Genomic DNA, 12,368 nt, shown 5'->3' with positions numbered 1-12,368 from the left:
TGAATCCCGCCGGGGAGAGTGTGTCGAGTTCGTGTCAGATCCCCTCGACCGCACCCTGTCGCCGGGGGTCGGCCGCGCCGACGTACTCCCCGGAGTCGGGGTCGACGAGGACGAGCTGCGCGTTGCCGAGCTGCGCCGCCTCCGACTCGAAGGAGAAGCCCGCTCGCCCGAGCACCTTCCGGACCCCGCGCGGGACGCCGGCCTCCCAGAGGATCTCCGGGTCGGTGTCCTTGTAGACGCGCGGCGCGGCGACGGCCTGCCGAACGCCCATCCCGAACTCGACGACGTTGAGGATGATCTGCGCGACCGTCGTGATGATGGTCTTGCCGCCTGGCGAGCCGACGGTCATGAACGGCTCCCCGTCCTTGAAGACGATCGTCGGGCTCGTGCTGCTGAGCGGGCGCTTCCACGGCTGGACCTCGTTCGGCCCGCCGGGGACAGCGTCGAAGTCGGTGAGTTCGTTGTTCAGCATGAAGCCGTAATCGGGGACCATCAGCCCGGAGCCGAAGAACTGCTCGATGGTGCTGGTCCAGGAGACGAGGTTCCCCTCGCCGTCGGCGGTGGTGAAGTGCGTCGTCTGCCCGCGGTCGCGGACTGGTCCCCCCGCGAGGTCGCCGCGACCGACCGGCGTGACACGGTACGGCTCGCCGGGCTGGTAGTCCCACGGGTTCCCCGGTTCGAGCGGCGACAACGCATCGCTGTCGGGACGGATCAGGTCGCGGCGGGTCGCGAGGTACTCCTCGTCGAACAGACCCTGCCACGGCGCGTCGACGAACGCCTTGTCGCCCATGTACTCCCCGCGATCGGCGTAGGCGAGGCCGAACGCCTCGAGGAGCACCTCGTACGTCTCGGGCGAGTAGCGGCCGCGCCGTCGCAGTTCGAACGGTTCGACGAGCTTCAGGATCTGCCCGATCGTGAGGCCGCCGGAACTCGGCAGCGACTGCGTGCGGACGGTCACGTCCCGGTACTCGGCGTACTCGGGGTGGTCGACGGTGACGTTGTAGCGAGCGAGGTCGGCGGGGCGCATGCTCCCGCCGGCGTCCCGCACGGTTTCGGCGAGCGCCTCGCCGATCTCGCCCTTGTAAAATGGGCCGATGCCCGCGTCGCGAATGGTTCTGAGGGTCTCGGCCAGGTCGGGTTGGACGAGCGTCTCGCCCTCCTCGAGCGGGTCACCGCCGGGCGTGAATACCTCGCTCGCGGCCTCGTTGAACACCTGGGAGTTTCCGGCGATGGCCTCGGCGAGCGCCGCGTCCACGGTGACTTCCGGGCCGTCCTCCCCCGCCAGCCCGACCGCGGGATCGACGAGGTCCGCGAGTTCCATCGTCCCGAACCGCTTGAGCGCGACGTCGGCCGCGCGGAGGGTGCCCGGGACGCCGACCGCGTCGCCGCTGGCGCGCCGCTCCTGGAACGGGATCGGTTCGCCGTCGTCGTCGAGGAACATCTCGGGGTCCGCCCCAAAGGGGGCACGCTCGCGGTTGTCGATCGCGTAGAGTTCGTTCTCCTCGGCGACGTAGACGACCATGAATCCGCCGCCGCCGATCCCCGAGGAGTGCGGCTGGACGACGTTCAGCGCGAACTGGACGGCGACGGCGGCGTCGATGGCGTTCCCGCCGCTGCGCAGAACGTCCGCGCCGATGACCGTCGCCTGCGGGTGGACCGAGGAGACCATCCCTTCGGAACTGCGCGCGACGGGGACGTCGCCCGCGGTGACTCTCTCGGCGTCCGACTCCTGCGCCGCCGCAGCACCGACCGGGAGCGCGCCCGCCCCGAGCGTCGCCGCCGATCCCTTCAGGAACGTCCGTCGGCCGGTCCCCGTTCCCTCGGCCTCGGTCGGTTCGTCCTCGGTACCGCTCTCGTCTCCGCCGCGAACTGGCATGACGTTCGAGAGACGGAGAGGCTACAAATATTACTTTTTGAGGATAAATTTATGTATGAAGAATATCAATATAATCGACTCTCGTTCGGGACGATCTCGGAGTGGCGGCGTACGAGTGTCGCGTATAGCCGCAGACCCCGTGGTTGCACGCGCTACCAGTACGAATCTGACTTGACCCCGGCGACCAGCCCGTGACGCCCGCGCGGCCGAGCAGAGCGAGGCCGCGACCCGCCGAACCCCCGAAGGAGCGAAGCGACTGAGGGGGTGAGGCGGGGTTTTAGTCCAGGTTTTGCCAGGGAGCGGCCTTCGGCCGCTCCCGCAGCAAAACGTGGGGTTTCAGAACCCCATGAACCGCGAGAGCTTCTCCTTCAGTCCCGCGTGATCGCCGAGGCGGAGGTAGTAGGCGTCGCCGCCGTCCTCGTAGTAGCCGGTGACGCGGCGCTGCACCTCGAAGCCGAGGTGTTCGTAGAAGTCGAGGGCGTTGTGGTTCGTCGTCCGGGCGTGGCAGGTGACCGAGGGGTGGTGCTCCGCGACGGTCGCGACGAGGCGCTCGCCGAAGCCGTCGCCGCGGAAGTCGGGGGAGACGGCGAGAAAGAGGATGTAACCGTCGCGGCGCGTCGAGGCGAACGCGATCAGTTCCTCGGTGACGCCCGCCGTGATGTAGCAGTAGACGGTCGAGCGTCGGTACGCGTCGACGAAGAAGCCCCGACGTTGCTTGAGGACCCCCTCCTCCCGGCGGATACGCTCTTTCAGCTTCCAGGCGTCCTCGACGTAGTCGTCACTCCCCGGCGAGACGATACGGGACTCGACGTTGACGCTCACTACCACACCATATGCGTGCTCTCGGATATAATTCCACCGGGGGGTGGATCGGCCCGGTGGCAAGCCCGCGGCGGCCGCCTCGACTACCTGTAAACCCCACTGTTCTTGACGGCCGACCGTGTTGGCCGGACCAATGACGCTGGGGGACCGGAACGTCGGTCGGCGGAGAACGAATCGGACGCTTCGCGAGCGGGTGCGGCAGTGGTTCATCACGGGAGCGGCGCTCACGATCCCGCTGTTCGCGACTCTGCTCGTGCTAGCCTTCGCGCTCGACTTCCTCTCGGGACTGCTCGATCCGGTGGTGATGACGCTCTTCTACGTCGAGGCCGACACGAAGACGGTCGATCCGACGGTGCTCAAGGCCGCGACGGTCGTCGCGTTCCTCGCGGTCGTCCTCGTGATCGGCATCGTCGCGGAGACGCGCCCGACCGGCGGTCGCCTCACCGGTGTCGTCGACCGGACCATCGAACGTATTCCCGGGATCGGCTCGCTCTACACCGGCTTCCGACAGATGAGCGAGGTCGTCGTCGAGGGCGACGTCGAGAGCTTTCGCGACGTGAAGCTCGTCGAGTTCCCCACGCCGGGATCGTACACGGTGGCGTTCGTCACCGCGGAGACCCCGACCCACGTCGAGGAGAGTACGGGCCACGAGGACATGGTGACGCTGTTCATGCCGATGGCCCCGAACCCCGTGATGGGCGGTTACGTCCTGCACACCTCGCGCGATCGGGTCATCGACGTCGACATGACCATCGAGGAGGCAGTCCAGTCCATCGTCACCAGCGGCGTCACGGTGAACGGGGAGGGGGGCTCTCGGGCGATCCCCCCCGAACGCCTCAGGGCGCTCGGGATGGGCGATCCCGCCGGCAAGCCGGTCGCCGAGGAAGACGCCGCCGAGGAGTCCCCGAAGCGCGGATGACCGCGGAGGCGTCGCTCCTTCGTCGATCGTGGCACCCAGAAGTTCTTTGCTCGAATGCGGCGACTTCCTACCTATGATCGACGAGACGGTCGAGGAGATCCGGGAGATGCAGACGCACAGTTCGTCGGTGGTGGCGGTGAAGGCCGCCCGCGCGCTCGCGACGCTCACGGAGCGTGACGTCGCGACCGTCGAGGAGTACCTCCGCGATCTCGAACGCAACAGCAGCGCGCTCCGGCGGGCGAACCCGTCCCACGCCTCGCTGTACACCACGCAGCGCGACATCGTCGAGAGCGTCACCGAGGCCGACCCCGAGACGCTCGAGCGGGCGAAGGAACTCACCGTCCGGGCGGTCGAGCGCGCCGTCGAGCAGGTCGAGACGGCGAAACACCGCGCCGCCGAGGAGGGCGCGACGCTGCTCGACGACGGGACGACGATCCTCACGCACGACTACTCTTCGACGGTCCTCGAAGCGATCGAGATCGCGGTCCAGGGCGGCGCGCACCTCACCGTCTACGTGACGGAGGCGCGCCCGCGGTACCTCGGTCGGAAGACCACGCGCGTGCTCGCCGCGATGGACCGCGTCGACGCCCACCTGCTCGTCGACAGCGCCTCCGGGTGCGTCCTCCCCGAGTGCGACCGGGTCGTCGTCGGGATGGACTGCATCGTCGGGGAGACGCTCTACAACCGCGTGGGGACGTTCCCCATCGCCGCGACGGCGAACGAACTCGACGTGCCCGTCACCGTCGTCGGGTCGCGCGCCAAGATCATCGAGAGCGGTTTCGCCTTCGAGAACGAGTACCGCTCGCCGAGCGAGGTGATGCGCGAACCCGCCGAGGGGTTCGCGATCGAGAACCCCGCGTACGACGAGACGCCCGTCCGACTCGTCGACGGCGTCGTCACCGACTGATCGACCGCTCGCGGTGGACGATGACGGGAGTGGCGGAGGAGCAGGAGCGGGAGACGGCGTGGTGCGACCCGCTTCGATACGGCCGCGGGCCCTACTGGAGGACGCGGTGGACGCTCAGGGCGGTCCCGCAGACGGGGCACTCGTAGGCGAGCTGTCGCTCGCCGTCGCGCGTGCGCTCGACGAGCACCCAGTCGCCGTCCGCCGTCGCGGTGCTCTCGTGACCGCAGGTCGGACAGAACAGCGTCGTCTTGGGCCGGCTGCGGCGGCCCGGGGAACGACGACGCAGATCCACGTGACTCATCGGGATACCGTAGGATCCGGACGGGTAAATGCTTGGTGAACCGAACCCATCCGTAACGGTCGTTTACGACCGTTTCGGGCCGTGAATCGCGGTATCACGGGTCGATCTGACAGCAGGAGATACCGTTCGTCGGGACACACTCCGCGAACGACTGAAGAGGGGCGAGCCGTCATCGACGTGGGGCGCCGAGGTCGCCCGACTGCAAATACCACCACTGTCCCCACCACCACTGCCCCCACCACCACTACCACTGTCCCCACCACCACTACCACCGCAATCACCGCCATCACCATCACCGCGATAATCGCTATCACCGCGATCACTGCCAGCGTAGCACCCGCGAGCGAGCGTAGTGAGCGAGCGGACCGAGGAGCGACCAACGGGGCGCGAGCGAAGCGAGCGCGCCGGCGTGCCCGCGAGCCGGAGGCGAGCGGGGGCACGCCGGACGAGCACCGCGAGTCCGGCGGCGGGAGCGACGAGGGTTTTGGTCCAGATTTTGTCAGGGAGCGGCCGGAGGCCGCTCCCGCGGCAAAAGGTGGGTTTACATGTACATCCGGTCCTCCGGCTGGCGACCCGCCTCGACGGCCTGCATCCGCGCGGCGAGTTCGGCGTAGTGCTGTCTCACCTCCTCGGCGAACGACTCCAGCGGTTCGGTGTCGACGTCGAGGTCGTAGACCCGTTCGAGGGCGTCGAGGAGTCGGAGCGCCGCCTCCACGTCCGGCGTCTGGGCGTGGGCGGGGGTCGCGAAGACGGCCACGCGGAGATCGGAGTCGAGCCCCCGCTGCATCAGCGCGCCGTTGACGCCGTCGAGGAACCCCCCGCCCATCGGCGGCACCTCGCCGTCGTCGAGGCGGTGCTCGCGGTAGTCCTCGGTGGCGATGTAGAACGCGCGGTGCTCGTCCGGCCCGTGGGCGACGGGGACGCCCGAGAGGACGGCTACCTCGGCGATCTCCTCCTCGGCCCAGTCGAGCACGGCGTCCGCGAACGGCTTGGCCATCCCGACGGGGATGAACAGTTCGCCCACGAGGACGGTCAGGTCGAGGCCGTCGCGCGAGAACAGCCGGGTGTGGTTGCGCGGCGCTCCCTCGCTGAAGGGCGTGATGGCCGGGAGCCCCTCGGCGGCCACGTGCCCGGTCTGTTCGAGGTCGAGTTGCTTCACGAGGTAGTCGGCCGCGGTGAGTCCCGCCAGCCCGAACTCAGAGAAGCCACAGAGCAGCGTCTCGGTCGGGGCGCTGTCGTGCGTGACGTCGAAGCGGGTGCGCTCAGTCGAGCGGATGGACATGCGTCGGTGTGCGACGCCTCGCGACTTAGAATCGCGGGTCGCAATTCTTTTTCCCGTGTCGCGAAAGTGACGGGTAATGGTGGCACAGAACGGGACGAACGGGTCGGGCGGGAACGAGAGTACAATTCTCGGCGGGCCGAGCAACGGGACGAACAACACCACCGGGAGCAAGTTCGCCCGCGAGATCGTCGAACTCTTCCCGGACTGGATCCCGACCGACCTGGCGGAGCCGATCGGAAAGTTCATCGCCGCGATATTTATCCTCGCCCTCGCGTGGTACGCCTCGAAGCTCATCAACCGCCTCCTCGGACGGCGCATCGCGCGGCGATTCCGCCGGCCCAGCGTCTCGCGGACGGTCCTCCGGCTGATCCGGCTGATCGTGATGCTCTTCGCGTTCTCGATCGTCCTGACCATCTACGGCACTCGGCTCGGCGACATCGTCCTCTCGGTCACGGTGTTCACGGCAGTGGTCGGTGTCATTCTCGCCCCCATCGTCGGCAGCTACATCAGCGGGCTGTTCGTGCTGGCCGACCAGCCCTACGAGGTGGGCGACATGATCGAGATCCCCGACGTGGGCGGCACCGGGGTGCGCGGGTTCGTCGAGGACGTCAACCTCCGGTACACGAAGATATTCACGCTAAACAATACCTTCCTCACGATCCCGAACGGGACCATCCGCGACCGCGACGTGGTCAACTACTCCGCCGAGGACCCCCGGACGCGCCTGAGCCTCGACGTCACGGTCACGTACGAAGGCGACCTGGACGAGGCCCGACAGCTCATCGAGGACGCCGCCCGCGGCGTGGACGTGGTGATCGACGGCGGCCCCGACATCCGGATCGGGAGCGCGCGCTACCCCGCCGCGCCGACGTGCTACATCAACCAGTTCGCCGACCACGGCGTGCTCCTGACGCTCCGCTACTGGGTGAAGGAGCCGTACAAGCTGCTCACCGTCCGCTCGAAGGTGCAGACCCGCGTCTGGGAGCGGCTGGCGGACGCCGACGTGGCGATCCCCTATCCCCACTCGCACGTCGTCTTCGACGACACGAGCGGGCACCTGGACGTGGCGCTCGACGGGACGGAGGCGGACGGCGGGACGGGGGTGGACCACGGAGCGGGAGCGGGCGACGTGGAGGAGGTGGGCGACGGGGAGGAGACGGACCGCGCGAAGGAGCGGGCGAGCGACGGCCGAACGCGACTCACCGGCGACTCGACCGGGGCGACCGACCCCGACGCCGGCCGGAACGACCGCGGGTAGCCGACCGGCGGAGGTCAGCCGACGGTCACGAGTTCGCAGTCGAGGCTCCGCCTGAGGTACCGCTCGACGTCCGGGTCGTCCATGAGCTGTCGGATCATCCGCTGCCAGCGACTCGCCTGCTTGCGACCGATGACGACCACGTCCGCCCCCTCGGCGGCGACCTCGTCGAGGATCGTCTCCTCCACGAGGAAGCCCGAGCGGACGAGGTAGCGAGCGCGCGACAGGGGACCGACCTCGGCCTCGACGGCCCGCTTGAGGTCGCTCCGGCCGACCTCCCGACCGTTCTGGTAGAGGTTGACGTGCAGGACGGTGAGGTCCGCGTCCCGCTCGCGGGCGATGCGGACGCCCTCGCGGAGCGTCGCTCGGGAGTGCGCAGAGAGAGGGTACCGGACGGGAACCACGACCAGCGTCATTGCCCCCGATTATCGGTGGGGTGCTCTCAACCTTTTCATCGGAGCACGACGCGTCCCTCGCACTCGGGGGCGACGCCGACCGCGCGGGCGTAGTCTGCGAGCACCTCGTACTGGACGCCGTGGGTCTCGACGCGGTGGGCGGGGCGGAGCGTCGGGAACTCGTGACCTGCCTGGAGGAGGTAGGCGTTCGTCGCCAGCCGGTAGGTCGCCCCGTCGTCCACCGGGAGGCCGCCGACGGTCAGCTCGACCACCTCGCAGGCGTCGGTGTCGTAGACCACCTCCGCGCCGCTGACGTGGGCGTTCCAGTTCGGGTCGCCGTGGGGGGCGCGGTAGGCCTCGCCGAACAGCGCGCGCAGGTCCTCGCCCGTCACCGCCGCCGTCGCGACCGGCTCGTCGAACGGGACGACGCTCACGAGATCCGCCACCGTCACCGCCCCGTCGAGCGACGGGCCGTCGCGGATGCCGCCGCTGTTGTGGAGCGCGCAGTCGGCGTCGGTCGCCCAGCGGTAGGCGTCGGCGACGAAGTTCCCGATCCGGCACTCCCCGCCCCGCCGGAGGTCGCGCGTTCGCCGGATCGGCTCGTCGACGCGGGCGACGACCTCGGAGAGGCCCGTCTCGGCGCGGTGGCGCTCGAACCGCTCGCGGAGGTCGGCGTCGGGCGTCGCGTCGTCGACGGGGTGGCTCGTCGCGGTTCCGGCGTCGAGGTCGACCTCCACGAGGCGCTCGCCGTTCGGCCCCGGCCGGGTGCAGAGGGTCCCCGCGACGCGCTCTACGCGGGGCACGTGGACGTGCCCGCCGAGGATCGCGTCGACGTCGAACCGGCGCGCGAGGTCGTCGTCCGCGCCGCCGAGGTGCGAGAGGACGACGAGGTAGTCCGCGCCGTCGTCGCGAAGCGAGTCGAGTTCTCGACCGACGGCCGCCGTCGGATCGGCGAAGTCGAGACCGTTCGCTCGGGGGCTCATCTCCTTCGTCGTCGGGTCGGTCACGCCGACGACGCCCACGGTCGCGCCGTCGACCGCGAACGTCGCGGAGGGGACCACGCCCGCCGCCTCGCCGAAGACCGTCCCGTCGTCGCGGACGTTGGCGCTCACCCACGTCTGGGGCGTGTCGCGGACGATGCCGCGGATCGCGTCGAGTCCGTAGTCGAAGTCGTGGTTGCCGAAGGTCTCCGCGTCGGGGCGGACGGCCTCGAAGAACTCGACGGCCTGCCTGCCCTTCCTGACGAGCGGGAGGACGCCCGGCGCGGTGTCGTCGCCGGTGCCGACGACGAGCGAATCGTCGCCGCGGCGCTCGCGGACGGCACCGGCGAGGCGCGCGAGGCGTTCGGGAACGTCGTAGACCCCCTCGATGTCCGAGTAGTGGAGGAGTCGGGGAGACATTACCCGCTACGGAGGGGCGGCGCAACAAAGACCCATCGTCCGATCGGTGGGCATGCCGCATCGGTGGACGCCACCGTCCGCCGTGGGTTGCACGAGGCCTCACGGCCGACGCCGGCGGGCGTTCGCAGCGACGTGCATCCGGCCAGTATATTTACGGGCGGAACGACGAGTAGTCGTCATGGAAGCGCGAACGCATCCCGACGGGACGAGGCTCTTCGTGGACCGGGGCGAACCCGAGCGCGGGTCGAAGGGGCCGTTCTACGTGGTCTACCGCACCGACGACGGCGAGCGGCGCTGGGGCTTCTTCTGCTCGAACTGCGAGACGTTCGACACCGCCGTCGACTCGATGGGGCGCATCCAGTGCAACGTGTGCAGCAACCTCCACAAGGCCGAGGAGTGGGACGCCGCCCACGAGTGACCGGGTAACCTCCTCCCCCGCGGCCGTCGACGGGGACCGTGGTAAAGACTAAGCCCCGTCGCACACAATCGGTACGTGAATGGGGGTTGTTAACAAGCCGCTACTCGACGAAGCGCGCACGATCTTCACCGACCTCGGCTACACGGTGACCGATCTCGGGTCCGAGCTACGGGCCGAACGGCGGTGGCGAATCGTCTACGTCACGGCCAGCGACCCGGACGAAGTCGCGGAGGACGTGGACCTTCGCTGCTTCGTCGCCAGCCGGGAGCGCGCGGATCGCCTCCGCGAGAAGCTCCTCTCTCGCGCCCCGGACTACGACTGGGCCGTCATGAGCGTCGGCGACGACGGCGACTACGACGTCCTCCACCCGCAGGCGAGCCAGGCGCTCCCCACCTGAGACGCGGACTCGGAAACGGGGGACCGCCGGTGCGCGACCGGGTGGCACGAACGCCTTTTACGCGTCGAACAGATACGGATGGGTATGTTCGTGGGGCACGGTCTCGTCGCCTTCGCCCTCGCCGCCCTCGCCGCTCGACGGATCGGCTGGTCGCGCGAGCGAGCGTTCGCCGTCGGTCTCCTCGCGGGCGCGTTCGGCCTCCTCCCCGACGTGGACATGGTCTACGCGCTCGTCGGTCTCGCTTCCGGAGCGAATTCCGCGCTCGGTCTCGCCGAGGACTTCTGGGCCGCGAGCACCGTCGTCCACCGGGCGGTGACTCACTCGCTCGTCGTCGGGGCGGTCGCGGCCGCCGGACTCGCCGCGTGGCGGGGTGAGACGGTGCGGGCGCGCCTCGTCGGGGGTGCGCTCCTCGCCGGCCTCGTCCTCGTCGCCGCGCTCGAGAGCGGCGCGCTCGGCGCATTCGTCATGGCGACGTTCGTCCTCGGGGGGCTCGCGCTCGTCGGCGCGGCCCGGCGCGCCGACCTCTCGCCGCCGGCGGTCCTCGGCGCGGCCCTGATCGGCCTGCTGAGCCACCCCTTCGGCGACCTGTTCACCGGCGAACCGCCGCGACTGCTCTACCCGCTCGACGCCGCGCTCGTCGTCCACCGCGTGACGCTCGCGCCCGATCCGACGCTCCACCTCCTCGGAGCCATGCTGTTCGAACTCCTCGCGCTGTGGGCGGGCGCGGTCGTCTTCCTGCGACTGCGCGACCGCCGCGTGCGCGACGTCGTCCACCCGTGGGCGGCGTTCGGCCTCGCCTACGCGGGGGCCGTCCTCGCGCTCCCCGCGCCGACGCTCGACCTCTCCTACCCGTTCGTCTTCGGCATCCTCGGCGTCGGCGCGGTCGGGAGCGCGCCGCACGTCGTCCGCCGCGACCGCCCCGAGACGGTCGTCGCCGCGGCGGTGACGGCGCTCGCGACGGTCACGATCGGCGCGCTCGCGTACACCGCGGGCTACCTCGTCGCCGGGTGAGCGGCGAGCGCGCTCGCCGCATCGGGGACTATTTTATTCGCGCCGCCCGTTATTGGGCCCATGGAAACGAGGGACATCGGACGCGTCCTGCGGAACGCCCGGCTGAACGCCGGGCTGTCGTGGACGCTTGTCGGCGTCGTCGCCCTCGTCGCGATCCGGAACGTCCTCACCGACGACCCGCTGTGGGCCGGCTTCGCCGCCGTCGTCGCGGTCGTGTCGATCGTCCCCGCGGTGTTGCTTCGCTCTGCGCGCTCGATGCTGCCGTGGGAGGTCGTGCTGCTCGCGGCGCTCCCCCTGCTCGCCCGTCCGTTCGGGCCCCCCGGCGTGAGCGACGTCGCCACGTACCTCGCGGTCGCCGCTATCGCGCTCATCGTCGCCGTCGAACTGCACGTGTTCACGCCCGTCGAGATGAGCTACGGGTTCGCCATCTTCTTCGTCGTCGTGACGACGATGGCCGCCGCGGGCATCTGGGCGGTCGTCCGCTGGGTCGCCGACGTCTACCTCGGGACGGGCTTTCAGCTCGACCAGCGCGCCCTCATGCTGGAGTTCGTCGCCTCGACGGCCGCGGGCGTGGTCGCCGGCGTCCTCTTCGAGTTCTACTTCCGGCGGTACGCGAACGTCGTCGAACGCCTGGAGGTGGAGCCGTGAGGGTCCGCGAGTACCTCGGTCTGAGCGACCGCCGACAGCGACAGCTCGTGTGGGCGATGGAACTCGGCCTCGTCGGGATGTTCTTCATCGGCCTCGAACGCGGCAACACGGGCGTCATCGTCAACACCGCCGTCGCGCTCGGCGTGACGCGCCTGCCGTCGCTCCTCGAACGCGACTTCAGCATCCCGATGGACCCCGGCCTGACGCTCTGGATCACGACGGCGGTCTTCCTCCACGCGTTCGGGACCGTGGGCCTCCCGGGGGCGGCGTCGACGCCCTACCGATCCGTGTGGTGGTGGGACCACCTCACGCACACCCTCTCGGCGACCGTGGTGGCCGCCGTCGGCTACGCGAGCGCGCGGGCGCTCGAACTCCACTCCGACAGCAACCGCTTCCCGGGACCGTTCATGTTCGTCTACATCCTGCTGTTCGTGATCGCCTTCGGCGTCCTCTGGGAGGTCGTCGAGTTCCTCATCAGCGAACTCTCCCGCCTGCTCGGCGGCGGGACCGTGCTCACGCAGTACGGCGTGGGCGACACGATGCTCGACCTCGTGTTCGACATCATCGGCGCGGTCATCGTCGCCGTCTGGGGCACCGCCCACCTCACGGACGTGGCCCACGCGCTGAGCACCAGGCTGGCGCTGCGCCGGGCGGAGTGAGCCGACGCGCCTTCGGTGAGCGACCGACGGGACGTTCCCGACGGTCGGCGCGTCCGACGCCTGCCGCTGACCGCTCGA

The 12,368-nt window shown here is 69.7% G+C and carries 14 protein-coding genes; 8 read left to right on the top strand and 6 right to left on the bottom strand.

Going from position 1 to position 12,368, the window contains the following annotated elements; all coding sequences use genetic code 11:
• Positions 1 to 34 precede the first annotated feature (34 nt).
• Together ggt and NKI68_RS02255 are read right to left on the bottom strand one after the other, a co-directional pair.
• Positions 35 to 1,876, bottom strand: a complete 1,842-nt coding sequence (gene ggt / locus NKI68_RS02260; RefSeq protein ID WP_254545062.1) for a gamma-glutamyltransferase — start codon at positions 1,874 to 1,876, stop codon at positions 35 to 37.
• A 336-nt stretch (positions 1,877 to 2,212) separates the two neighbouring features.
• Positions 2,213 to 2,698 carry a GNAT family N-acetyltransferase gene (locus NKI68_RS02255; RefSeq protein WP_254545061.1) on the bottom strand — a complete coding sequence of 162 codons (486 nt, stop codon included), beginning with the start codon at positions 2,696 to 2,698 and terminating at the stop codon, positions 2,213 to 2,215.
• Between the two features lie 133 nt (positions 2,699 to 2,831).
• On the opposite strand from NKI68_RS02255, the gene NKI68_RS02250 reads away from it, so the two are divergent.
• Both NKI68_RS02250 and NKI68_RS02245 read left to right on the top strand, forming a co-directional pair.
• Complete coding sequence (locus NKI68_RS02250) at positions 2,832 to 3,617, top strand: DUF502 domain-containing protein (RefSeq protein WP_254545059.1); 786 nt, start codon at positions 2,832 to 2,834, stop codon at positions 3,615 to 3,617.
• A gap of 73 nt (positions 3,618 to 3,690) precedes the next feature.
• A complete protein-coding gene (locus NKI68_RS02245; protein ID WP_254545058.1) occupies positions 3,691 to 4,524 on the top strand; it encodes an eIF2B alpha/beta/delta subunit family protein in 834 nt (277 codons plus the stop codon).
• Between the two features lie 91 nt (positions 4,525 to 4,615).
• Here NKI68_RS02245 and NKI68_RS02240 read toward each other — a convergent pair whose 3' ends face one another.
• Positions 4,616 to 4,825: a DUF8106 domain-containing protein gene (locus NKI68_RS02240; protein WP_254545056.1), complete on the bottom strand. Its 210-nt coding sequence runs from the start codon at positions 4,823 to 4,825 to the stop codon at positions 4,616 to 4,618.
• A 541-nt stretch (positions 4,826 to 5,366) separates the two neighbouring features.
• Positions 5,367 to 6,107: a proteasome assembly chaperone family protein gene (locus NKI68_RS02235; RefSeq protein WP_254545055.1), complete on the bottom strand. Its 741-nt coding sequence runs from the start codon at positions 6,105 to 6,107 to the stop codon at positions 5,367 to 5,369.
• Between the two features lie 76 nt (positions 6,108 to 6,183).
• On the opposite strand from NKI68_RS02235, the gene NKI68_RS02230 reads away from it, so the two are divergent.
• Positions 6,184 to 7,365 carry a mechanosensitive ion channel family protein gene (locus NKI68_RS02230; protein WP_254545054.1) on the top strand — a complete coding sequence of 394 codons (1,182 nt, stop codon included), beginning with the start codon at positions 6,184 to 6,186 and terminating at the stop codon, positions 7,363 to 7,365.
• Between the two features lie 14 nt (positions 7,366 to 7,379).
• On the opposite strand, the gene NKI68_RS02225 is transcribed toward NKI68_RS02230, so the two are convergent.
• Positions 7,380 to 7,778 (bottom strand): universal stress protein, encoded by a 399-nt coding sequence (locus NKI68_RS02225; RefSeq protein ID WP_254545053.1) that lies wholly within the window; start codon positions 7,776 to 7,778, stop codon positions 7,380 to 7,382.
• A 35-nt stretch (positions 7,779 to 7,813) separates the two neighbouring features.
• Positions 7,814 to 9,157 carry a bifunctional metallophosphatase/5'-nucleotidase gene (locus tag NKI68_RS02220; RefSeq protein ID WP_254545051.1) on the bottom strand — a complete coding sequence of 448 codons (1,344 nt, stop codon included), beginning with the start codon at positions 9,155 to 9,157 and terminating at the stop codon, positions 7,814 to 7,816.
• 178 nt (positions 9,158 to 9,335) lie between these two features.
• Between NKI68_RS02220 and NKI68_RS02215 the strand changes: the two genes are divergently transcribed.
• The 5 genes from NKI68_RS02215 to NKI68_RS02195 all read left to right on the top strand — a co-directional run bounded on the left by NKI68_RS02215 (position 9,336) and on the right by NKI68_RS02195 (position 12,290).
• Complete coding sequence (locus NKI68_RS02215) at positions 9,336 to 9,575, top strand: DUF5816 domain-containing protein (RefSeq protein WP_254545050.1); 240 nt, start codon at positions 9,336 to 9,338, stop codon at positions 9,573 to 9,575.
• Positions 9,576 to 9,654: 79 nt separating this feature from the next.
• A complete protein-coding gene (locus NKI68_RS02210; protein WP_254545048.1) occupies positions 9,655 to 9,972 on the top strand; it encodes a DUF7116 family protein in 318 nt (105 codons plus the stop codon).
• Positions 9,973 to 10,056: 84 nt separating this feature from the next.
• Complete coding sequence (locus NKI68_RS02205) at positions 10,057 to 10,983, top strand: metal-dependent hydrolase (RefSeq protein ID WP_254545046.1); 927 nt, start codon at positions 10,057 to 10,059, stop codon at positions 10,981 to 10,983.
• A 60-nt stretch (positions 10,984 to 11,043) separates the two neighbouring features.
• Entirely contained in the window at positions 11,044 to 11,631 is a 588-nt protein-coding gene (locus tag NKI68_RS02200; RefSeq protein WP_254545045.1) for a hypothetical protein, read from the top strand.
• Positions 11,628 to 12,290, top strand: a complete 663-nt coding sequence (locus tag NKI68_RS02195) for a DUF2238 domain-containing protein (RefSeq protein WP_254545044.1) — start codon at positions 11,628 to 11,630, stop codon at positions 12,288 to 12,290. The genes NKI68_RS02200 and NKI68_RS02195 overlap by 4 nt, the downstream gene beginning before the upstream one ends.
• The last annotated feature ends 78 nt before the right edge of the window (positions 12,291 to 12,368 follow it).

Source organism: Halomarina pelagica (genome assembly GCF_024228315.1).
Classification (GTDB): Archaea; Halobacteriota; Halobacteria; order Halobacteriales; family Haloarculaceae; genus Halomarina; species Halomarina pelagica.
This window is presented reverse-complemented; position numbering and strand designations above follow the sequence as displayed.

Bases quoted from the DNA above. Each gene is read 5' to 3' on its own strand.
- NKI68_RS02215 (WP_254545050.1), top strand. From the start codon at position 9,336: ATGGAAGCGCGAACGCATCCCGACGGGACGAGGCTCTTCGTGGACCGG.
- NKI68_RS02205 (WP_254545046.1), top strand. From the start codon at position 10,057: ATGTTCGTGGGGCACGGTCTCGTCGCCTTCGCCCTCGCCGCCCTCGCC.
- NKI68_RS02200 (WP_254545045.1), top strand. From the start codon at position 11,044: ATGGAAACGAGGGACATCGGACGCGTCCTGCGGAACGCCCGGCTGAAC.
- ggt (WP_254545062.1), bottom strand. From the start codon at position 1,876: ATGCCAGTTCGCGGCGGAGACGAGAGCGGTACCGAGGACGAACCGACC.
- NKI68_RS02235 (WP_254545055.1), bottom strand. From the start codon at position 6,107: ATGTCCATCCGCTCGACTGAGCGCACCCGCTTCGACGTCACGCACGAC.
- NKI68_RS02245 (WP_254545058.1), top strand. From the start codon at position 3,691: ATGATCGACGAGACGGTCGAGGAGATCCGGGAGATGCAGACGCACAGT.
- NKI68_RS02250 (WP_254545059.1), top strand. From the start codon at position 2,832: ATGACGCTGGGGGACCGGAACGTCGGTCGGCGGAGAACGAATCGGACG.
- NKI68_RS02230 (WP_254545054.1), top strand. From the start codon at position 6,184: ATGGTGGCACAGAACGGGACGAACGGGTCGGGCGGGAACGAGAGTACA.
- NKI68_RS02220 (WP_254545051.1), bottom strand. From the start codon at position 9,157: ATGTCTCCCCGACTCCTCCACTACTCGGACATCGAGGGGGTCTACGAC.
- NKI68_RS02225 (WP_254545053.1), bottom strand. From the start codon at position 7,778: ATGACGCTGGTCGTGGTTCCCGTCCGGTACCCTCTCTCTGCGCACTCC.
- NKI68_RS02240 (WP_254545056.1), bottom strand. From the start codon at position 4,825: ATGAGTCACGTGGATCTGCGTCGTCGTTCCCCGGGCCGCCGCAGCCGG.
- NKI68_RS02210 (WP_254545048.1), top strand. From the start codon at position 9,655: ATGGGGGTTGTTAACAAGCCGCTACTCGACGAAGCGCGCACGATCTTC.